Annotated in this window: 21 protein-coding genes; 9 read left to right on the forward strand and 12 right to left on the reverse strand. The window is 45.2% G+C overall.

Features of this window, described 5'->3' with window-relative positions:
- Window positions 1-518, forward strand: a 518-nt coding sequence (locus A142_RS17720) for an FAD-dependent oxidoreductase (RefSeq protein WP_029405690.1), incomplete at its 5' end; no start/stop codon positions are given.
- 154 nt (window positions 519-672) lie between these two features.
- Here the strand turns inward: A142_RS17720 and A142_RS17725 are convergent.
- Window positions 673-1272, reverse strand: a complete 600-nt coding sequence (locus A142_RS17725; protein WP_019825925.1) for a LysE family translocator — start codon at window positions 1270-1272, stop codon at window positions 673-675.
- Window positions 1273-1394: 122 nt separating this feature from the next.
- Between A142_RS17725 and A142_RS17730 the strand changes: the two genes are divergently transcribed.
- Window positions 1395-1880 (forward strand): Lrp/AsnC family transcriptional regulator, encoded by a 486-nt coding sequence (locus A142_RS17730; RefSeq protein WP_019825927.1) that lies wholly within the window; start codon window positions 1395-1397, stop codon window positions 1878-1880.
- A gap of 113 nt (window positions 1881-1993) precedes the next feature.
- Here the strand turns inward: A142_RS17730 and A142_RS17735 are convergent, their stop codons facing one another.
- Window positions 1994-3364, reverse strand: a complete 1371-nt coding sequence (locus A142_RS17735) for an L-serine ammonia-lyase (RefSeq protein ID WP_019825929.1) — start codon at window positions 3362-3364, stop codon at window positions 1994-1996.
- Window positions 3365-3390: 26 nt separating this feature from the next.
- On the reverse strand, window positions 3391-4932 hold the full coding sequence (locus tag A142_RS17740) for a sodium:solute symporter family transporter (RefSeq protein WP_019825931.1): 1542 nt from the start codon (window positions 4930-4932) through the stop codon (window positions 3391-3393).
- Between the two features lie 347 nt (window positions 4933-5279).
- Here A142_RS17740 and A142_RS17745 point away from each other — a divergent pair, with 347 nt between their 5' ends.
- From A142_RS17745 to A142_RS17760, 4 genes are all read left to right on the forward strand, one after another.
- Window positions 5280-6575 carry an MFS transporter gene (locus A142_RS17745; RefSeq protein ID WP_019825933.1) on the forward strand — a complete coding sequence of 432 codons (1296 nt, stop codon included), beginning with the start codon at window positions 5280-5282 and terminating at the stop codon, window positions 6573-6575.
- A 126-nt stretch (window positions 6576-6701) separates the two neighbouring features.
- A complete protein-coding gene (locus A142_RS17750) occupies window positions 6702-7718 on the forward strand; it encodes a nuclear transport factor 2 family protein (RefSeq protein WP_019825935.1) in 1017 nt (338 codons plus the stop codon).
- A gap of 248 nt (window positions 7719-7966) precedes the next feature.
- Window positions 7967-9052, forward strand: a complete 1086-nt coding sequence (locus tag A142_RS17755; protein WP_019825937.1) for a porin — start codon at window positions 7967-7969, stop codon at window positions 9050-9052.
- 198 nt (window positions 9053-9250) lie between these two features.
- Entirely contained in the window at window positions 9251-10276 is a 1026-nt protein-coding gene (locus A142_RS17760; RefSeq protein WP_019825939.1) for a LacI family DNA-binding transcriptional regulator, read from the forward strand.
- A 68-nt stretch (window positions 10277-10344) separates the two neighbouring features.
- Here A142_RS17760 and A142_RS17765 read toward each other — a convergent pair whose 3' ends face one another.
- Window positions 10345-11847 carry an arylsulfatase gene (locus tag A142_RS17765; RefSeq protein WP_019825941.1) on the reverse strand — a complete coding sequence of 501 codons (1503 nt, stop codon included), beginning with the start codon at window positions 11845-11847 and terminating at the stop codon, window positions 10345-10347.
- 9 nt (window positions 11848-11856) lie between these two features.
- Window positions 11857-12246, reverse strand: coding sequence for a DUF4345 domain-containing protein (locus A142_RS17770; protein WP_019825943.1), 390 nt, complete (start codon window positions 12244-12246; stop codon window positions 11857-11859).
- A gap of 139 nt (window positions 12247-12385) precedes the next feature.
- Here A142_RS17770 and A142_RS17775 point away from each other — a divergent pair, with 139 nt between their 5' ends.
- Window positions 12386-13156 carry a DUF481 domain-containing protein gene (locus tag A142_RS17775; RefSeq protein WP_019825945.1) on the forward strand — a complete coding sequence of 257 codons (771 nt, stop codon included), beginning with the start codon at window positions 12386-12388 and terminating at the stop codon, window positions 13154-13156.
- 95 nt (window positions 13157-13251) lie between these two features.
- On the opposite strand, the gene A142_RS17780 is transcribed toward A142_RS17775, so the two are convergent.
- The 3 genes from A142_RS17780 to A142_RS17790 all read right to left on the reverse strand — a co-directional run bounded on the left by A142_RS17780 (window position 13252) and on the right by A142_RS17790 (window position 15149).
- Window positions 13252-13671: a globin gene (locus A142_RS17780; RefSeq protein ID WP_029405691.1), complete on the reverse strand. Its 420-nt coding sequence runs from the start codon at window positions 13669-13671 to the stop codon at window positions 13252-13254.
- A gap of 136 nt (window positions 13672-13807) precedes the next feature.
- Window positions 13808-14188 (reverse strand): VOC family protein, encoded by a 381-nt coding sequence (locus A142_RS17785; protein WP_019825947.1) that lies wholly within the window; start codon window positions 14186-14188, stop codon window positions 13808-13810.
- Window positions 14189-14264: 76 nt separating this feature from the next.
- Window positions 14265-15149, reverse strand: coding sequence for a LysR substrate-binding domain-containing protein (locus A142_RS17790; protein WP_019825949.1), 885 nt, complete (start codon window positions 15147-15149; stop codon window positions 14265-14267).
- Between the two features lie 104 nt (window positions 15150-15253).
- Here A142_RS17790 and A142_RS17795 point away from each other — a divergent pair, with 104 nt between their 5' ends.
- Together A142_RS17795 and A142_RS17800 are read left to right on the forward strand one after the other, a co-directional pair.
- Window positions 15254-16591, forward strand: a complete 1338-nt coding sequence (locus A142_RS17795) for a 6-phospho-beta-glucosidase (protein ID WP_019825951.1) — start codon at window positions 15254-15256, stop codon at window positions 16589-16591.
- Window positions 16592-16666: 75 nt separating this feature from the next.
- On the forward strand, window positions 16667-17437 hold the full coding sequence (locus A142_RS17800; protein WP_019825953.1) for a carbohydrate deacetylase: 771 nt from the start codon (window positions 16667-16669) through the stop codon (window positions 17435-17437).
- A gap of 49 nt (window positions 17438-17486) precedes the next feature.
- Here the strand turns inward: A142_RS17800 and soxR are convergent, their stop codons facing one another.
- From soxR to A142_RS17820, 4 genes are all read right to left on the reverse strand, one after another.
- The gene (gene soxR / locus A142_RS17805; protein ID WP_019825955.1) at window positions 17487-17927 is read right to left on the reverse strand and encodes a redox-sensitive transcriptional activator SoxR; all 441 of its coding nucleotides are present in this window, start codon (window positions 17925-17927) and stop codon (window positions 17487-17489) included.
- A gap of 165 nt (window positions 17928-18092) precedes the next feature.
- A complete protein-coding gene (locus A142_RS17810) occupies window positions 18093-18614 on the reverse strand; it encodes an NADPH-dependent FMN reductase (protein WP_019825957.1) in 522 nt (173 codons plus the stop codon).
- 252 nt (window positions 18615-18866) lie between these two features.
- On the reverse strand, window positions 18867-20429 hold the full coding sequence (locus A142_RS17815) for a glutamate synthase-related protein (RefSeq protein WP_019825959.1): 1563 nt from the start codon (window positions 20427-20429) through the stop codon (window positions 18867-18869).
- A 225-nt stretch (window positions 20430-20654) separates the two neighbouring features.
- Window positions 20655-21212 (reverse strand): DUF1439 domain-containing protein, encoded by a 558-nt coding sequence (locus tag A142_RS17820; RefSeq protein ID WP_029405692.1) that lies wholly within the window; start codon window positions 21210-21212, stop codon window positions 20655-20657.
- Between the last annotated feature and the right edge of the window lie 277 nt (window positions 21213-21489).

A 21489-nucleotide genomic window follows, 5' to 3' on the forward strand; every position in this document is an offset into this window, starting at 1 on the left:
CAGCCGTTATCGGCGGTGGTAACTCAGGTATTGAAGCCGCTATTGACCTAGCAGGCATTGTGGAACACGTAACCGTACTTGAATTTGCAGACACGCTACGCGCTGACCAAGTACTTATTGATAAAGCGAACGCAACACCAAACATCGAAATCATCAAAATGGCTCAAACCACACAAGTGTTGGGTGATGGAAACCGCGTAACAGGTCTGGAATACAAAGACCGCAACACTGAAGAGCTTAAACAGATTGAGCTTGCGGGTATCTTCGTTCAAATCGGTCTAATGCCGAACAGCGAATGGTTGAAAGGTTCGAAGGTTGAGCTTTCACCACGCGGTGAGATTGAGATTAACGCTCATGGCGCAACATCGATGAAAGGTGTGTTCGCAGCAGGCGATGTAACAACAGTACCTTACAAGCAGATCATCATTGCGATGGGTGAAGGTGCGAAAGCAAGTCTAGGCGCATTTGACCACCTAATTCGTAACCCAGCTCCAGTTAAAGAGGCTGAAACCGCTTAATCTTGTAATCAAATTTTCCTTAAGTGTCCTTGTTAACGTATCAGTTATGATTAACTTATTAGTGATGATTAACTGACTGTTTATCGTTAACGACTTTGTCGATATTTAGACACCACTCCTATGGATTTAGGAGTGGTTTTTTTCGTTGTAATTTTTATGCTGGTTGATAAAGCATAAAGGCAACCACTAGTGCGAGGCTTCCGCCCAAACAACGGTTTACCACCATCATCTGTTTTGGTGATTGAAGCAGCTTTTTAAGCATCGTACCGCAATACGCCCACACCAACATGCACGGTACGCCCGTGATCACCATGCCTGCAATAATGGTCACCACTTGAATCAGATAGTCAGCATTCGGAGTGATGAACTGAGAAAACACAGTTAACGAAGCAATCCAACCTTTAGGGTTTAACACCTGAACCAACACACCCGACACAAAGCCCGAACGATTATCGGTGGTGCTATCTTCGATTTGCATATTGGCAATCGACCACGCCATGAACAACAAATAAGCCGCGCCCGCGTACTTCAAAATATTGTATAGCTCTGGGTAAAGAGTGAATAGACTCACCAAGCCGACACTGGAGCCTGCCAGTACGATGATGATGCCAACAGCGTTCCCAGAGATAAAAGGCAAAGTAGCAGCAAACCCATAACGACTTGAAATCCCAAGTAATGCGATATTGCCTGCCCCAGGTGTAATTGCAATCGATGTTGAAAATAGCAAGAACGCCAGCATTAATTGAGAGCTCATTTCCTCTCACTCCTAATAAGTAAAGTATTGATAGGGAGAGAGTTTACAGATTCGACTAGGAATTAAATTGCTATATAGGCTAATATTAATGCAAATTTGAGCAATATTTTTCCAAATTAACCATGAAACAGAAAGAATCCACCAAAGAAGTGTTAGATGACACAGATATCGCCATCTTAGGACATATCCAACAAGACGGTCGCATGAGCAACAGTAAGCTCGCCGAGAAGGTCAACCTCAGCGAAACCCCATGCTGGCGTCGTTGGAAACGCATGGAAGAAACTGGCTATATCGATGGTTACGCCGCTAAGCTCAATCGTAAGAAATTAGGCTTTCATGTGGCTGGTTTTACCCTTGTAACACTAGGCAATCATGAAGTTGAAAACACAGAACCGTTCGAAGAGTTTGTTGCAGTCACTGATTGGATTCCGATGTGTCACTGCATTGCAGGCGGTGCCGACTACATGGTGCAAGTGTTAGCAAAAGATTTAGAAGAGTACTTTGAGCGTATTAGCTCAATAAGACGAGTGAAAGGCGTGAGTGCCATTCAATCCAACATCTCAGTGAAAGAATTAAAAAACAGCTATCAACTTCCTCTTGAGGACTAGTTCACTTCTCCTGGTAGCCCTTTTCTTTCAGCAAAACACAAGCCCAGCTCCCTAGGTTTCTGAAACTTAGGGGCTGGGCTTTGTTTGAAACGAATATCGTTTAATTACGCTTTCTATTCACAAGGGTGAGCTAGATGGATCAAGGCTAAACCACCGAGTGACGTTTCACGATATTTCTTGTTCATGTCTTTACCCGTTTGATACATGGTCGCGATGACCTTATCCAACGATATCAAAGATTTGCTATTGCGTTTCAATGCCATGCGAGACGCATTAATCGCCTTCATCGCACCCATAGCATTTCGTTCAATACACGGTACTTGTACTAAGCCACCAATTGGGTCACATGTCATACCGAGTGAATGTTCCATCGCAATCTCTGCAGCAATACAAATCTGCTCATTACTACCACCGCGCAGGGCAGTTAAACCTGCAGCCGCCATAGAAGATGAAACGCCCACCTCTCCTTGGCACCCTACTTCGGCACCCGAAATCGAAGCGTTGGTTTTGTACAAAATACCAATCGCACCCGATACAGCTAAGAAGTCTTTGAGCTGCTTGGTATCCAACTCTTTAATAAAGCGATGGTAATACATCAATACCGCAGGAATCACGCCCGCCGCGCCATTGGTTGGAGATGTAACTACTTGACCACCAGCCGCGTTTTCTTCACTCACGGCAAAGGCAAACAAGTTAATCCAATCCATGATTTCCATCGGATCGTTTTCAACGGCTGCATTCGCTTCTAGCTTTTTCAATAGGTTTGGCGCACGGCGAGTGACGTTCAAACCGCCATCTAGAATACCTTCAGTCTCAAAACCACGTTCCATACAACGCGACATCACGCGCCAGATCTGGTCTGCCTTTTCTGCAATCGCATCAGAATCTTGGAAGGCCGACTCATTTTTCAGAATCATTCCACCTAGGCTCATGCCGTTGTCTTCAGCTTGTTTAAGCATTTCATCGGCATTCTTGAAAGGGTAAGCCACCTCGACTGATTGAGTTTTGGTGCCGTTTTGCAGCTCATCTGCAGTTGCGATAAAACCACCACCAATCGAGTAATAGGTTTCATCGACAATTACCTTTCCAGCTTGATCAAACGCGGTAATCATCATGCCGTTTTCATGCAGGGGCAGATTGTCTTCGTGAAAGAGCATGTCGGTTTGGTAGTTAAAGCCAATCGCGTGGCTGCCACTCAATTGCATTTCACCACTGTCGATAGCGCGTCGCATCGCTTCATTAGCGCTAGTGATCTTAATCGTGTCTGGCTTATTACCAAGCAAACCCAAAATGGTCGCTCTATCGGTATGGTGACCTATTCCGGTTAACGATAACGAACCATAAAGATCGACCTGAACACGAACCACCTCTGTGATTCTGTCTGCGATTAATTGAGTGAAATGGAAACCCGCAATCATTGGGCCGTTAGTGTGTGAGCTCGATGGCCCCACACCAATTTTGTAGATATCAAAGATCGATAACATAGATATACCAGTAAAAAATCGGTCAATTAAGAAAGAGCGGCATAAAGCCAATCAGGGATAACAGTACAAGCAGCAATCGTCACAACAGCGAACACCAACAAGCCGTAATGACTCGCGGTAGGCTTAGCGAACAAGTGCTTTTGCTTGGCGATAAATTCGTTTTGCTGTTGTGTCACCTCTCCCCAGAAATGGCTCACAACAACACCTAACACTAAGAAAACCACCGTGCCAATCAAGGCAAACCAAGGCCAAGAGATGCCACTGTATTTGGCAATAAATACCACTACGACACTACCGATACTGCCTGCAATCACCCCTTTTTCATTCGCTCGCTTGAAGAACAAACCTAGGATGAAAGAGCCAAGGCGAATACCGACAAAAATCGAAGTTAAGCTAGCAATCGTTTTGAGTACAGATTCATTCGAGACCGCCAGTAATGCAGGCACAACAACCGAAGCCGCAGCGACCAGGCTCATTTTTCTTGCTACCGATTCGTAATGTGTATCGGAAGCTGATTTACGGAAAAAGCGCTTATAAAAATCGAACGTTGCCACGGTTGCCATTGAGTTATACGTCGAATCCAGTGTCGACATTGCCGCAGCAGAAAGAGCCGAAATCACCAAACCAACAATGATTGGGTTGGTGTGGTTGAAAACAAAATCGAGGATCACTTCGTTGCTGTTCTCAAAACTGCTGTCTTGATAAAAAACGCTCAGTAACACGCCCATCACAGCAAAGAACAGATAAACAAAGAACGCGCCATAGCCGCAAAGCAGCATGGATTTTTGTGCGGTTTTAACACACTTAGTCGCGAGTGTTCTTTGAATAATCAATTGGTTAGTACCATATACACTCAGGTGTAAGAAGCTCACAGCAACTAAACCTGCCCACAATGTGGTATCAACACCCAAGTCGAAATCAAGGTTGATGATCTCTAGATGCTCTGGAGACAGCGCCTCACCCGCATCAATCTTCATCAGCAATAAACCAAAAATCGCAATGCTGCCAATAATCAGCACTGCTGACTGAAGCATGTCAGTCCATATTACTGTCGAGATACCACCGGCATAGGTGTATAACGCGGTGAACAAACTGATGTAGATAATCGCCTCTGAGATACCTATCGGTAGCACTTGCACCAAGATCAGGGCAACCGCATACAGAATCACTCCAGCCGAAATGCACTGAACCACAATAAACACAATCGAATTGATCGTGCGAGCAACAACGCCAAAGCGGTGCTCTAGGTATTCATAGATAGAGGTCAAGCCGAGCTTGTAAAACACAGGAACAAAGAAAACCACAGCGAAAAAGATCACTATTGGGTAATTAAGATGAACACTCATCGCTTCCATGCCTGAGCTATAAACCCAGCCCGGCATACCGACGAACGTCATTGCACTGATGTAGGTTGCAAGAATCGACACACCCGCCGTAAACCAACCAAATTGTTTTCCACCAGTTGAAAAATCGCCACCAACGCTATAGCGCTTGTTTACTAAGTAGCTGATAAATAAAGTAGTTAATACATAAAGAGCAATAACCACAAAGCTTGAGTACGTAACCATTTTTAGATTCCGTTTGTTGTCTGTCGCAAATCATTCGCCGCCAATATTACTCAAAATTGGATATTTTCCCTCAAAAACCCACAGTAAGTGTGAGTATTGTCACTAACATAGACGAATAAACGCTCAAAATGTCCCAAAAACTCAAAAACATGTTCTAACGGGATCCAGATCACTAAAAAACACAAAGTGGGTACGCACTCATTTCAAAATTGACTTTGATCACGGATCTAATAACCATAAAAATTCTATTATCTCTCCCGAAATGAAGACGGTGTGATGAAAATAAATAATCAACACACAGTAATTAAAACCAAAACCACCCTATATAAAATAAAGGTTTATCGGTCATGACTACTAAAAAACACATGAGCGAAGTTCCTATGATTCAAAGGGTAGCCGCATATCTAGCAATTCTAGTGGGTTACTTTTTCTATTGTTATAACTTTGTAATTATTGACTACGTACGCCCATACATCGTTGAAGCGTATGATGGTATTAACCTGTCAGATACTGCCCAGTTCTATACCTGGCAGTCGGTTGGTGCACTTATTGGCGCATTGAGCTGTGCTTGGGTAGCAACAAAATTTGGTAAAAAACCCACTCTTATTGCCATCACAGCTCTAAACGGCGGCGCTACCATCATCAATATGATGTTTACCGACTACGCAACTTGGGCTGCAATGCGTTTCATCATTGGTTTGTCGCTAGGTGGTTACTTCACAGTAGCGGTAAGCCTGATGATTGGCCTATTTACGCCAACGGTTCGCGGCAAGTTAACCGCATTTGCTTCTTCGATGTTCTCTGTTGCTCTGATGGCAATGGGTGCGTACGCAGCATTCATTTCTAGCATTGACGCACCTTGGCAGAGCCTAATGTGGGTAGGTGGTATTCCTCCTCTAGTTGCAGCAGCACTGATGATCTTCATCCTGCCTAGCGACAAGAAAGTGATCGCTTACGGTGAAGAAGAGCAAGCAGAAGCTGAAGGGGCAAATACGCCTGCGAAGAAAGGCTCTTGGGGTGAAATGCTAAGCGCACCTTACCGTAAGCTAACCATCACTTGTCTATTACTGGCTGGCCTTAACTTCTACGGCTACCAATTCTTTTCAGGCTTCGTGACAACGTACCTAAAAGAAGTTCGCCAGTTTGATGGTGCAACTATCGGCATCATCTTCTCTATCTCGGCATTCGGTTCTCTATTCGGTGCTTGGGTATGGGGTGCAATCGCGGATAAGTACGGTCGTAAAGTAAACGCGTTTGGTTTCATTCTTGCTGGTGTAATGGCTTCAGTATTCTTCGTGGCACCAAGCGATGTGATGATCGGCAGCTTAAACATGCTGGCTATCCTAGGTCTTATCTACAACTTCGGCCTGTCTGCTTCTGCGGTATGGGGTGGTTACTTCTCTGAATTGTTCCCAGCCCACCTACGTAGCTTCGGTGCAGCACTGTTCCACGGCGGTCGTATCATCGGCATGTGGGCACCAATGGTGTTGGTATTCATCCAAGAACGCAGCGACCTTGCGACAGCAATGTGGGGCTCGCCAATCGTATGGATTGTGGCTGGTCTACTGTGGCTATCTCTACCAGAAACATTGAAAGGCGGCATCTTCGACAAGAGCAAAAAAGCGGAAGCAGCTAAGGCTTAATTCCCTTTGGTTGAAGATCTCTCAGGCAAGAAACAAACATCAATCCGGCTGAACAGTCAGCCGGTAACAAAATCCAAATCGAGTCCTGTTCCGAATGTTGACTCGACAACACAAAGAGAAATTATTATGTCTAAATATCAAGAAGCTAAACGCATTGTTCGCGAATACTTTGATGCAATGGAAAACGCAACTCACGAGAACGTTGCAGAAGTTCTGAAAGCACACACTTCTGAAGATTACTTGTGGCGTGGTGTTTACCCATTCCGTGAGCAAGAAAGCGCGCAAGCTGCGGCTGACGTATTCTGGGCTCCTATGATGAAATCAATGACTCGCATGCAGCGTCGTCAAGATATCTTCATCGGTGGTAACAACGAAGTTAACCCAGATGAGATTTGGGTAATGAGCATGGGTCACTTCATGGGTCTATTCGACGCTGAATACCTAGGCATGCGCCCTACTGGCAAGATCATGAACGTTCGCTACGCAGAGTTTAACTGTGTTGTTGATGGCAAAATCACTAAGACAGGCCTGTTCCTAGACCTTCTAGGCATGATGGATCAAGCGGGTTGCTACCCACTTCCACCATCAACAGGTAAGCACTTCGTATACCCTGGCCCACGCAACCACGACGGTCTGTTGTTTGAAGATGCAGCTCCAGAAGAAGGCGTTGCGACTCTTGCTCTAGTAAACAAAATGGTTGATGACCTATCTGCTCTTAACGACAGCGGCGCGATGGGCTGCCCACCAGAAGTACTAGAGAAAAGCTGGTCAAAAGACATGATTTGGTACGGCCCATGTGGTATCGGCGCGTCTTACACAATTCCTCGCTACCAACAGCAGCACCAACTTCCTTTCCGTAACAACCTGAAAGACAAGAAGTTCAACGGCCACGTTTGTCGTTTCGCTGAAGGTAACTTCTCTTGTTTCTTCGGTTGGCCAAACCTATCAAACACACCAACAGGCGGCTTCCTAGGTATGACTGGCGGTGAAGTACGCGCAAACATGCAAGTGGTTGACGTTTACTACCGTGACGGTGACAAACTGTCTGAAAACTGGGTTCTTATCGACCTTCCTTACTGGCTACAACAGCAAGGTCTAGATGTGTTCGAACGCACTTCAACCATCATGAACCCAACGCTGTAAATGAAAGGCTTTAATCCCAAAGATTGAAACGAAATAGTGGCAACCTAAATGGACATCTAGTTTAAGTTGCTACGCTTACTAGGAGACCCTTATCGCTCCTAGTAAGTGCTCCACACCATTCATTATTGCTCCACTAATAATTGAATCAACTCGTGCCTCATGGATGGGGTACACCCTGCCAAACCATTACTAATATAACGGGCTTGAAAGCACGGTGGCTTTCTGCGGCCTGAATAAAGAGAATAACAATGAACAAGTCGATTCTTTCTGCAGTGATTCTGACAGCACTTACATCGGGTTCTGCTTTTGCTGCACACACTTTTACCAATGACGCGGGCGATAGCCTTACTTTAGACGGTCGTTTTGACGTTCGTTACCAAGATAAGGGCGGCGACCACAACGGTGAATGGAACAGCGGTAGTTCTCGTTTCGGCCTTAAAGGTCAAATGGGTCTAGACAACGGTTGGACTGGCTTTGGCCATGCCGAATGGGGTTACAACTCTGGTGCGAACGGCGACAATATTTACGACCGACTTCTATACGCTGGCGTAGAGCACGACAAGTACGGCAAGATTGCTGCGGGTACTAAGCAGTGGTCTACTTTTTATGACGTAGCATGGTACACCGACTTAGGTCGTGTCTTCGGTACTCGCGGCTCAGGTGTTTACAACCTTTCTGACTGGGGTGTTGCATCTGGTACAGGTCGAGCAGAAAACTCCATAACTTACCGTAACTCAATCAACGACCAAGTAAGCTACGGCTTCACTTACCAAACCACACGTGAAGATGTTGCACTAGCGAGTAATGCGACAGTTTCATTGAAAAACGGTATGGGTGCGTCGATCACTTACAAACCTGCTGACGGTGTAACACTTGGGGCGGCTTATCATCAAAATGAAGTTACCGACTTAGGTGCAGGCGTAATCGGCGTAGAAGACGGCGACAACATGCGTATTATGTTGTTGGGTGCGAACTACAGCAACGGTGGCTTCTACGCAGGTGCCACTTTCCATGTTGGCGAAAACTGGGAAGCAGTAAGCCAAGGCGGTACGGATGTAATGTTCGATACCCTAGGTGGTGAAATCTACACGTACTACCACTTCGACAATGGCCTACGCCCTACGTTGAACTACAACTACATGGAAGATCGTGATGACCAAACAGATGGCTATGAGCGTAACCTGCTTATTCCTGGTGTTGAATACCACTTCCAGAAGAACAAATTCCTAGTTTGGACTGAATACCAATTCGACCTAGGTAAAGATCAGCTCGTTGGCAATAAATTCGAAAACAGAGACGACCAGTTCGCTGCAGGTATTCGTTACTACTTCTAACGCCCAGTTAGTCGATTCATAAATTCTTTAAACAAAGCTCTGCTGTTAACGCAGAGCTTTTTTGGGTCATACCCAGAATAATATTCAACACTCTCTATTAACCCTTATTTCTCATCCAATCATGGCATATTGTATTTTTGAGTACGTACCTAATTATGTTACTCTATGCACAATCAATTTGGTTCAAAAGTATGGTCTATGAGCTCTCCAAAACACTCCACGGCGTCAAAGCCAACCGTCACCTCTAAAGATGTCGCTAAGCTTGCTGGCGTTTCTCAATCAACTGTATCTCGTGTATTTGTCCCGGGCAGTTCAGTGTCTGAAAAGACCAAGCAGAAAGTGTTCGATGCAGCAAAATCGTTGAATTATCGTCCCAATGCCTTTGCCCGCAGTCTGACGACAAATGAGTCCAAATTGATTGGCTTAGTTTTCCCAGATGCCGACTACCCTATCCACATGAAAACTCTGCAGCTTATCTCTACTGAGCTACAAAAGCAGGGTTACTCTGCGGTATTGATTCCTTGGCAAGTTGATGGAAACGACAACCACTCGATCCCTAATATCTTCCAGTATCGAGTTGATGGTGTGATTGCCGCTTCTGCAACCTTCAACAAGTCACTTTATGAAGAGTGTGAAGAGTTCGACATCCCAATTGTTCAATATGCTCGTGTAGTTGAAGGCACTAAGAGCAGCCATGTGGTGAGCGATAACTATGCAGCAGGCCAAGTTGCTGCTCAGCATTTACATAGCGTTGGAACAAAGTCAGCGGTTTATCTAACAGGTAACGTACCGACTTACACCAATGGCGAACGTGAAGCGGGCTTTTGTTCAGAGTTCGAAGACCTCACTGGCAAGCAAGCTCGTGTTATTGAAGCGGATTACGACTACCTTGATGCTCTAGATACCATTCGGACTCTGTTTTCAGAACCAACACAGCCGCAAGCGATATTCTGCGCGACAGATAACCTCGCGATGGCAGTCATGGATGTAGCGCGCTTAGAGTTCAATCTGCGTATTCCTGAAGATCTGCAAGTAATTGGTTTTGATGATATTCCACAGACTCAGTGGTTGAACTACCAACTCACCACCTTCAAGCAGGATTTCAGACGCCTTGCTCGTGAGTCAGTAAAAATTGTCGTTAGCCAAATTCAAGAGCATGACACCAGTTTGGTTAAATTGATGGTGCCAGTGAAGTTTATAGAGCGAAAAACAACGCTAAAATAAAGCTAAGGTTTAGACGCATTCCAATAAAAATCCCGCTCACACAGAGCGGGATTTTTTATGATATTTAACTAATTCCCCACACCTCCGGTTTTCTCTGCCGGAGATTCAGGTGTGACTGGCGGCCACTCTTCGAAGGTTGCTAAGTGTTGCTGAATAGCGGCTTGAGCAGGGCCAAACGCCCACATCTTCTGCCCCATCCATTTCAGGTACATGCCTGATTCTTCCGCAGCTCGTTCGTAAGGATCGCGTCGTAAGTTAAACAGTAGTGGCGCGTTAAGTTCTTCTTTAGGACCACTCCAACCGTGATTCTGAACGACGAAGTGCGCCTTCCAATCTCCAACTCGAACGGCCTGTAGCTTGTCTCGTTCGTAGTAGTAAATCTCTTTACGATTCGACTCGCCTTTTTCCGTCAACATATCGACTTGGTTGTAACCATCGAGGTGTGCTTTAAAACCATCGTGACCTTTCAACATTTTCTCTTTCAGATCTGTTGGGCCACCCGCCGCTGCAATCAGTGTTGGTAACCAATCCATACCATCAAAGATGCCATTGCCGACACTGCCAGCTGGGATTTTACCCGGCCAACTCACTAATGCAGGAGCACGAACACCACCTTCCCATGTTGTGCCTTTTTCGCCATGGAACGGTGTCATGCCGCCATCTGGCCATGTCATAATTTCAGGACCATTATCGGCCGTGAAAATGATGATGGTGTTATCTGCAATGCCGAGTTCTTCCATTTTGGCAAGCATCTCACCAACGTGATCATCAAGATCTTTCATCACCACTTCTTGCAGCCCCCACCCGTTCTGGCCAAGCATGGCTTCATACTCTTCCGAAAGGTGCGTCCAAACATGACCTCGTGATGGGCAATACCAAGTAAAGAATGGCTTCTCCGCTTCAACCGCCCTTTCGATAAAGTTGATAGCGTGTTTATTGACTTCATCATCCAGTGTGCGCATACGCTCAATCGACAGCGCGCCATCATCCTCAATGGATTGTCCGCCCTTACCATCCGCTCTTGAATAGATCACGTTACGAGGTGCAAAGGCATCTAACGATCCATCTTTTGGCCAATCAGGGTCTTCGGTGTATTCCATCGCATTCAAGTGATACAACCAACCCCAATACTCATCAAAACCGTGCATTGTCGGTAGGAATTCATCTCGGTCACCTAAATGATTTTTACCAAACTGCCCCGTCACATAGCCCATGCTCTTGAGCATTTCTGGAAGCGTTGGGGTATCCGCACTCAAACCCACAGGGCCACCCGGTAATCCAACAGAGTGCATGCCCGTTCGTACTGGTAATTGCCCAGTTAAGAAGGCGGAACGACCCGCAGTACACGATGGTTGAGCGTAGTAATCGGTGAGTAACATGCCCTTCTCGGCAATACTGTCGATATTCGGTGTTTCACTGCTCATCACGCCATTGTGATAGGCACTCAGGTTTGAGATCCCAATATCATCAGTGAAGATAACAAAAATATTCGGTTGCTCTTGGGCTGACCATGCCGATAGCGAAAAGCTACTCAACACACTCATCACAACAAGGTGGAAAATCCTTTTCATAGAATGTCCTTATACTGTTTCAGATTGCTCTTTGTGAACCATTTTTATTCCTACCAAACCAAAGCCAAGCTCCAATAGTAGATAGACGACAAGTAGCCAGTGAGGCATGCCATCTATCACCAAGCTAATGACTCGGCCGGCAGCCAAACCCAACATGAAGACCACCAAACTGTAGAGTACTGGCAGTCGGTATTTCTTTAGTAACGCCCCTGCTATCCAAAACAGAGCCAACGCTAAGTACAACCCCATCACAGCACGAAAGATATGAGTGACATTGATAGGGCTAGCATCAATTCCGAAAAGATAATCAAGGGAGACAACGGGGGCATAACCGTACGACAACGCAATCGGTGTTAAACCCAAAACAGAGACGAACAAAAAAACACTTTGTGGCTTCATATCCTTACTCTTTTAATTTGGCTCTTTTCAAAAAACATAGTCTACAATCAGCAATATACAAATTGCATATGTGGAAAATGGATAGTTAAAACACACATTCACATTCGTGCTATTTCACATCGAAGATAAGGATATCAATATGGCTAAATGGCATTACCTACTCGCATCAGCATTGGCTGCCAGCTCAACCGTAAATGCTCAGGAAGCAAGCGCACAAGCGGATACACAAAAGTGGCAACATAGCTTCGAAATTTACGCGCTCGCACTCAATATCCGCGGAGACAGTACCATTGGTGATTTGTCTGCTGATGTCGATGTGGATCCTGCATTCATCATGGATCATCTTGATATGACCGCAATGGTGCGTTTAGAGGGTGTCTATGACAATCAATGGGGCTATTACATTGACTACAGCTTCATGAAACTAAGCGGAAAAACAAACTCGGTATTAGGATCCAACGCAGAGTTATTAAGAGGCAACCTTGATATCCGACAAGGTGTTTTAGATGTTAAGGGTTTTAAGCGCTACCAATACAATTTTGGTACGATTGATTATCTGTTTGGGCTTCGTTGGTGGGATAACGACATTGATGCCAAGCTTTACGGTTCAGGTGGCAATCTAAGTGCAGACCGATCACTCGATGAAGATTGGGTTGATTACCAAATAGGTGTGAGATGGATAACGCAGATCAATAAGGATTGGAAGTTTCACGCAACTATTGACGCAGGGCTTGGCAGTGACACCAACTTTACCTCATCTCTGTTAACTGGAGTTCGATACCAGATAAACAGTTGGTCTGACTTAAATGTTGCCTACAAATCGACCTGGGTTGATTACAAAAACAAAGGAACCTTCGAGTACGACACAGCATCGCAAGGGTTCCTAATTGGTTGGGCTGCTCATTTTTAATAAGGAGTCAAAAGATTAAGAATTGAGGTAAACCTGATTCATGGCTTACCTCTCAAACGAAATCTACCTTTCAAGAAAAGCTGCTGGTGACTTACCTATCGATTCACAGGATCTGGCACAACACACTCTTTCTTCATGATAGTCAAGCCTGCTTCGAGGGTTTCTGTCCAAGCTCGTTCGACGCTTTCATCATAGTGAGGGTCGTATTTTTTAACCGTATTGAGTAACGAATTGAACCACTCGTTGAGCTCAATTTCGGAAATATCCAGCCCTAAGTCTTTATGCCTTTTACCTAATTTCTTTACTGAGTTACGCACGCTCGGCAGACCAGCAGAGTTGTAGATAAGAATGATCGAGGCTTTAAGCATCTTGGTTTGTTGCTCTAACCCTATATTTTCAAAACGTTCTGAAAACCTTGGATTATGCTCGCAAAAATCAGCCAAAAACGTTTCGAGAAATTCTTGGTCAATCCGGCAGCGCTCAAAGCTTTCATAAAACAGTTCGTTCGATGTCATTTAGCTGATCCTTTGCAAAATTTTGAGTATTCAGGAAGCTAGCAAGTTCAGAGCAGTGACTTCGCTAATTCCGAACCATCAACATGATCTAAGTATACGCCACTGTGGCATAAAATGAACGATGACATAAGGTAAACTACGGCATGAAGTGAGTCGCACAGATCTTGTTTCCATCAGGATCTCGCAAATAAGCCATGTACAAGCGACTTTCGTCAGAACCTCTCGCCCCGGGGCCATTTTCAATGCTAGTACCGCCATTTTCGACGCCGACACGATGCCATTCATCTACCACCTCTGGAGAAGAAGCTAGAAAGCCTATAGTCATACCATTACCGTGCGTTGCTGGCTGCCCATCAATCGGCTTCGTTAAGCCCAACACACCCGTTTGGCTAACGTAAACACAGCGCCCTTTGGGGTCAACAGAGCCTTCGCTATAACCAAGCACCTTCATGATGGGGTCATAAAAAGCCTTCGCGCGTTGAATATCTTCGGTACCGAGAAAAACATGGCTGAACATAACTAACCTCTTCTTTTATTGAAAGAACCACCTAAACTAGACCTATAATTCGTGTTTGTCTAGGCACGCTATTCGGTCACAACTGTTGCTTAACCCATTGAGCAAACACCTGAAACTTAGTTCGTTGCTCCATGCCTTTCGGACACACTAAATCATACCCTTTGCCCGATTCAATGCTCATAAGAGGCGCGACCAACAAGCCTTGTTCAATCTGCGGTGTCATGAACTCTAACCGCCCTAGTGCCAGCCCCATCGATAATATCGCTGCATCCATCGCCAAGCGATTATCGCTGTAATAGTCACACTGAAGCGCGCAGTTGGTATCACTTTGAGCTTCATGTAACCAACGTTGCCACGCAGTGATATCACCATTGTGGATGAAACGCACATCATCTAAGTGTTGTATGCCTTGGTCTAAATTGAAGCGTTTCGCGTATTCAGGGCTGCACACTGGGGTTCTTACTCCACTGAATAACCGCTCACTGTAATGGTTTGGGTAATGACCTTCGCTATAGAAAATTGCCACGTCATAAGGTTCAAACTGGAAGTCTGACTGATTCTGTTTGGTTTGCAGTTTAATGCTTAGATTCGGATACAAACGTCTGAATTCCGGCAAGCGGGGCATTAACCACGAGGAAGCGAAATAAGGCGATGTCGCGATATATAACTCCCCGCTGAGCTCACCCGTTTGAATATCCATGAGTTCGGAAAAGATAGACTCAAACGACACGTTCAACATGGATAACACTCGCTGACCTTCTGGCGTCAGTTCGAGCTTTCTTGTCTTGCGCACAAACAGATTGAACTTCAGTTGTTGTTCGAGTTTTTTGATGCGATGGCTGACCCCTCCCTGAGTTAAGAAGAGCTCATCGGCGGCAAGTGTAAAACTTAGATGTTTAGCCGCAACACTAAAGGTGTGCAGCAGTGACAACGTTTGTTGGCGATTTTCGAATAGCCCCATGCATTAACCTCACTAATTCATAAGTCGTCAAAACTGGTTTGCCGGTGTATGTAACCATCATATAAATTAAACCAAGTAATCTACAACATTAAATGGTGAACAGCATGCAACAGAATCAAAAACTCAAAGTAACCGTAATTGGTGGTGGCTCAAGTTACACCCCAGAGCTCGTTGAAGGACTGATCAAGCGCCATCACGAATTACCTATCTCTGATCTTTGGTTGGTAGATATCGAAGAAGGCATGGAAAAAGCGGAGATAATCGCAGGGCTCACCAAGCGAATGATAAACAAAGCAGGCTGTGAGATTAATGTTCACCTCACCACGGATCGACAATTAGCTCTGAAAGAAGCGGATTTTGTCTGCTCTCAATTTCGTGCTGGAAGAATAGAAGCCAGGCTGCGCGACGAACGAATCGCATTGAAATATCGCATGATTGGGCAAGAGACCAATGGTTTAGGTGGCTTCTCTAATGCTTGCCGAACCATTCCGATTGCACTCGAGATAGCGAAAGAAATGGAAGTGTTGTGCCCGAATGCGTGGTTACTCAACTTCACCAACCCATCAGGCATGGTAACGGAAGCACTGATTAAGCACTCAACCATTAAAACCGTTGGTCTATGTAACGTTCCCGTCAACATGGAGCTAGGCGCGGCGAAAATGCTTGGTGCAGAACGTAAAGATATGACGATGCAAATCGCCGGATTAAACCACCTAGTGTGGGCTCGTAAGGTGCTTCATAAAGGTGAAGATAAATTGGGAGAACTCATCGAGCAACTCCTCGGTGGTAACGATCAAATGATGCCAAAGAACATCCCTCCCTTTGAATGGGACGCTGAATTGATTCGTTCTCTGAACATCGTTCCTTGTGCTTACCTACGTTACTACTACCAATCCAGAGACATCTTAGACAAAGAGTTTGCTGCGTCTGAAAACAGCACCAATCGCGCAGACTTAGTTGCCAAGGTTGAACATCAGTTGTTAGAGATCTACAAAGATCCCATGCTCGATACCAAGCCTCAATTGTTAGAAGAACGAGGTGGTGCTTACTACTCTGAAGCGGCCTGTGAGCTCATGAGCAGTATCCACAATAACAAACGTTCTATCATGCACGTCAACACTCGCAACAATGGTGCGATTCAAGGATTATCCGATGACTGCGCGGTAGAAGTGAGTTCGGTAATCACCAGCAGTGAGATCCTGCCACTGAACGTCGAACCTTTTGATAGCGACACGCTACGCTTGATTCAGCAGATGAAAGAGTTTGAAACCTTAACCGTTAAAGCAGCGATGACGGGGGACATCGCAACAGCAAAACGTGCTCTGATCTTAAACCCTATCGTCGATAGTGGCTCACACATCGAAGAAGCTTTGCAGGAAACGATTCGTGAGAACTTAGACTTCATGCCTGCGTTTGCGCACCATCTCACACAAAATAAATAATAACCTTGGGAGTAGCTCAATGAATACTGAGCTAGTTCAAGTCATTGATATCCAAAATTATAATATGAGGTCGCGATGAAATTAATATTCAATGCCGATGATTTCGGTCTCACAGAAAGTGTTAACCACGGCATCGTCGACTGCTTTGAAGCAGGAATCGTGAAGTCGACCACTATCATGATGAACCAACCCGGCACACAACACGCCATCGAACTCTATCACCAAGGATTAGTACCGGAAGTGGGTTTACACTTTACCGTTACTTCAGGAAAGCCATTGACGCCACCAGAACTGGTTTCAAGCTTAGTAGACGAACACGGTAACTTTTTGGACAAAGCCACTCTTTTTGACAAGAGTGATGTGGTTAAAAAAGAAGTAGAGCTTGAGCTTAACGCTCAGTATCAAGCTGCGCTTTCTGCGGGTCTAAAGATCAACCATATCGATAGTCATCACTTTGGTGGTGTCTATAAGGCATTAAAAGCGGCATTTACTCGAACGGTAAACAACATCGGCCTACCAGTAAGGCGTATAGACAATATTCTGAGCGGCCAAGATTTGCTGTCAGTGCCAACCCCTGACGCCTTCGATATGCGTTTTTTTGATGGTGGGATTTCATTAGTTGATTTACAAAATGTACTGCTAAGCCACCAAAGTACCATGCCAAACGGCATAATCGAATTGATGTGCCACCCTTCATTAGCTGCAAGTGACGAGCTAAAGTCGTTGTCTGGCTACCACGAAAAGAGAGTGGAAGAACACGCGCTCTTAACCAACCCGATATTGAAACAGTGGCTTGCAGCCAACCATATTGAATGCATAGGCTTCGATGATTTGACACGAATATAAACCAGGACCTAAAACTTGATCCGAATAGGTTTAACTTAAAGCAGAAATGTTACTCAACGATACGCTGAGCCCCCTGTCCTTGGTCATGCAGAATATCTTCTGGGTTTAATAGATGGCACTTCTGCATACTCAGACAGCCGCAGCCAATACAGCCTGTGAGGTTTTCTTGTAATGAACGGATCTGTGCCATCTTACTATCGAGTTGCCCTTGCCATTTCTTTGCCACTCGCTCCCAATCTCGCTTGGTTGCGGTGTGGTTCATCGGCAAGCTAGACAGCTCTTCGGTAATTTCTTCAAGCGTAAATCCTATCGACTGAGCGACTTGAATCAGGGCAATTCGTCTCAGCATCGCTGATTGATAACGGCGTTGATTACCATTGGTTCGGATAGACGCAATCAATCCTTTGGTTTCATAAAAACGCAGAGCCGAAGGCGCCACGCCACTGCGCTCTGCCAACTGGCCTATGGTGAGGTATACGATGTTTCTCATTGTTAAACTATCCTTGAGGTCATAAACATTTAAAGTTTACTTTAACTTTAGAATAGCGACCTATTTTTACCTTAACCAGTTAATGCCCTTAAACTTTGACAGCAAGCTCAACGAAAAGCAGTCATGAACATGGCTGCTTTGTCTTATTGAGGTGTCATTCGGTCTCTAAATCTGACTCATGATCGATTTCAGGTTCTCGGCCATTTCGGCATTGATGACTTCTCCCGTTTCTACATTAAAGTTGTCATAGAAACTCGGTACCGACATTGAACCCTTCACATCAGCATCGAAGTAAGGCGCTGAGTTCACTGCAGAAGATAGTACCGAGGTTGCGCCACCTGGACCAGGAGAGGTAGAAAGCATCACCACAGGCTTGCCTTGGTACACTTTCATATCGATGCGCGATGCCCAATCGAACACATTTTTAAAGGCCGCGGTGTATGAACCGTTGTACTCAGCAAAAGAGATGACCACAGCATCAGCTTCGCCAATCTTGCTGAAAAAGCGCTTCGCGTGTTGATGAACGCCGGACTCTTTTTCTCTGTCTTCGCTGTAAATAGGCATCTCGAAATCATTAAGATCGAGCACCTCGACTTGTGCGCCCTCGGCTAAGCTTGCAGTGTACGCTGCCAATTGTTGGTTAATCGATGCTTTACTGTTGGTCGCGCCAATCGCTAATACTTTCATTGTTGGTTCCTAATTCATTTGTATCACCTTTCCACATTCATGGATTCAGAGGCGATTGTCTGTGTATTTAGATTGGGGAGGATGATAAAACCTCAAGTTAACTTGAGGTAAAGCGATATTTTCAAAAAACAGAAAATAATTTTAAAGTGCTTATAAAGCAGCCAATTACGACGAGTGATGTATGACGTTGTATGCCACAGGAAAAATAAGCACACCTACAAATGCAGTAGATGTGCTTTATCGAAAGGTTATTTACTTAAGTTTATTTAATGAGCTGATACCCGAATAAGCAACGCCCGATAGCTCTGCCATCTCGCGATTCCATGTTGCCAAATCATGAGAGTTAAATTGATTCAAATGATCATGACCACATGCTCTCGCCATCACTTGCATTAATTCTGTCGAGGCTTCGAAGAAGTTCTTAAGCTGATTCGATGCTTTCTCGACATTCAACCGTTGGCGTAAGTCGGCTTTTTGAGTCGCAATACCCGCAGGGCAATTATTGGTGTTACACATTCGGGCAGCAACACACCCAATAGACTGCATGGCACTGTTTGAGATAGCGACACCATCTGCACCAAGCGCCATCGCCTTCACAAAGTCCATCGGAACACGCAGCCCACCGGTAATGATTAAGGTGACTCTGTCACTTACACCTTGCTTGTCTAGATAGGCTCTGGCACGAGCGAGTGCTGGAATGGTCGGCACACTAATATGGTCACGGAACATCTCTGGCGCCGCCCCAGTACCACCGCCACGCCCATCCAAGATGATGTAATCTGCACTAGCATCCAATGCAAACTGAATATCCTCTTCGATATGATTGGCACTGAGCTTGAAGCCAATAGGAATTCCGCCCGTCACTTCTCGAACTCTATCGGCAAATTTTTTGAAATCCTCGGCGGTTTTTAGATCAACAAAGGTCGGTGGAGAAATCGCAGCTGTACCCGCTTCAATGCCACGCACCTCTGCTATCTTGCCAATGTTCTTCGCTCCCGGTAGGTGACCGCCTGTTCCGGTTTTAGCACCCTGCCCACCTTTAAAGTGGAAAGCTTGAACGTTTTTGAGCTTAGATTCATCGTAACCAAATTGTGCGCTGGCTAATTCATAAAAGTAACGAGAATTCGCAGCTTGCTCTTCGGGCAACATGCCGCCCTCTCCCGAGCAGATCCCAGTTCCCGCAAGCTCCGCGCCTGTTGCTAAAGATATTTTCGCTTCTTCAGATAACGACCCAAAACTCATGTCAGATACAAACAAGGAGATGTTCAATTTAAGCGGCTTTTCCGCTTTTGGCCCAATAATAAGCTCAGTACCGACTGGCACATTTTCCAATAACGGTTTCGTCGCCATTTGTGCAACCATCACTTGAATATCATCCCAATGAGGTAATAGATATCTTGGGACGCCCATTGAGGTCATTGGCCCATGATGACCCACTTTGGATAAGCCATCTCGTGCCAGTTGATGAATGAACTCAACTGTGGGCTCTTCTTTGGTTGCAGAAGCCGCTGGCGAGAGATCGGGCGTTACCGCTTGGATATGAACATCAGGGCCTTCTTGCCCAACTTGTTCAGCAGTAAACTGTTTATGAGTGCCATCGCAGAAAGGAAGGTTGTTGGAATACTTACAGCGGCAAAGGTAGGCGTCTCCGCTTTCTTCGGCGACAAAGCTTTTCGGTTTGAAACCCGTCCCGGCATGGGAACCGTCACAAAAGGGCTGACTTTTAGATCGGCCGCAGGTACAAAAGTAATACTCTTCTCCCTCTGTCAGCTCGACTTTGACGGGTTTGTTATCCGCGATTACTGGACTCTTCATAGTTCGTTCACCTTTGCTTTCTTATGATTTGATGACTGAAGCGATGATTTGCTCACAAGAGTAAAGTAAAGGTGAGATACGCGGCTAATTCAATAAATGAACCTGAGAAAACAAGCTTAATAAACAGCCCAAAAACAGAAGTCTTGCTTGTTCAACACAAACAAAAATGGCCACCGAATCGGCAGCCATTGTATTTTTATGCTGAATCTAAGCTTATGTGAAAGATTAATCGAATAACTCGATGACCAGCTTATTGTCTTTAATCACCAGGTTCGGTTCCGATGACTTGATCAATGACTCTTGCACCTTGTTACTGTCCAATTTGTAAACTGGCGACTGGGACAACGCAAAACCAATCATAGAAATGGCAGGCTTAAGTAACTTCTCTATTTCAGGAGAGAGCTGTTTTCCCTTTTCCTCAAAGCGCTCTAGGCGCAGAGACTTTAAGTAGACCTCACCACTCTCTTTGTCGTATTCGGGAATCGCACTGAACTCGATATCAAGATCCAACCCCATGTTCGGCATGTTAAACACCTGAACTTTTGCATTGGTATTCGCCAGAACAGACACACGCTCGGCATCAGTTCGGCCAATTTGCACCGCTAAGTCATCAACAGCCACTTGCGCATACATAACGTTTTGCACACCGACTTCTTGTTCTAGCATCACCGAATCTTGCAGATAGTTCGTCATTTCTTGTTCAGTAACGCTATAGCTCACACAACCACCTAGCACCAGCGCAGAAGCTGCTAAAATGAACTTTTTTGCTACGTTAATTATCATCAATATCGGCTCTTTATCGTTAGTGATTAGCGCGGAGTTTACCTTGTGAACATCAATAAACAAAACAGTAAAAGCAGCAAACACACGATATTCATGGATGCCTTTACTCTCAGTAAGTAAAGCACCTGATTGACTTCCCCGCTTGAGACAATGCTACTTGCTAGATCAACGCTAGCAGATTTGTGTACTCGAATTAATTGAATTTTGCTTCTAAGCTTATGGGATATTTAGGGGGCTTACTGTAGGTTTCATCATGGAGTCGAAACATGAAGAGTGA

It is taken from the genome of Vibrio splendidus 12E03, from assembly GCF_000272105.2.
In the GTDB taxonomy this organism is placed as follows: Bacteria; Pseudomonadota; Gammaproteobacteria; order Enterobacterales; family Vibrionaceae; genus Vibrio; species Vibrio splendidus_I.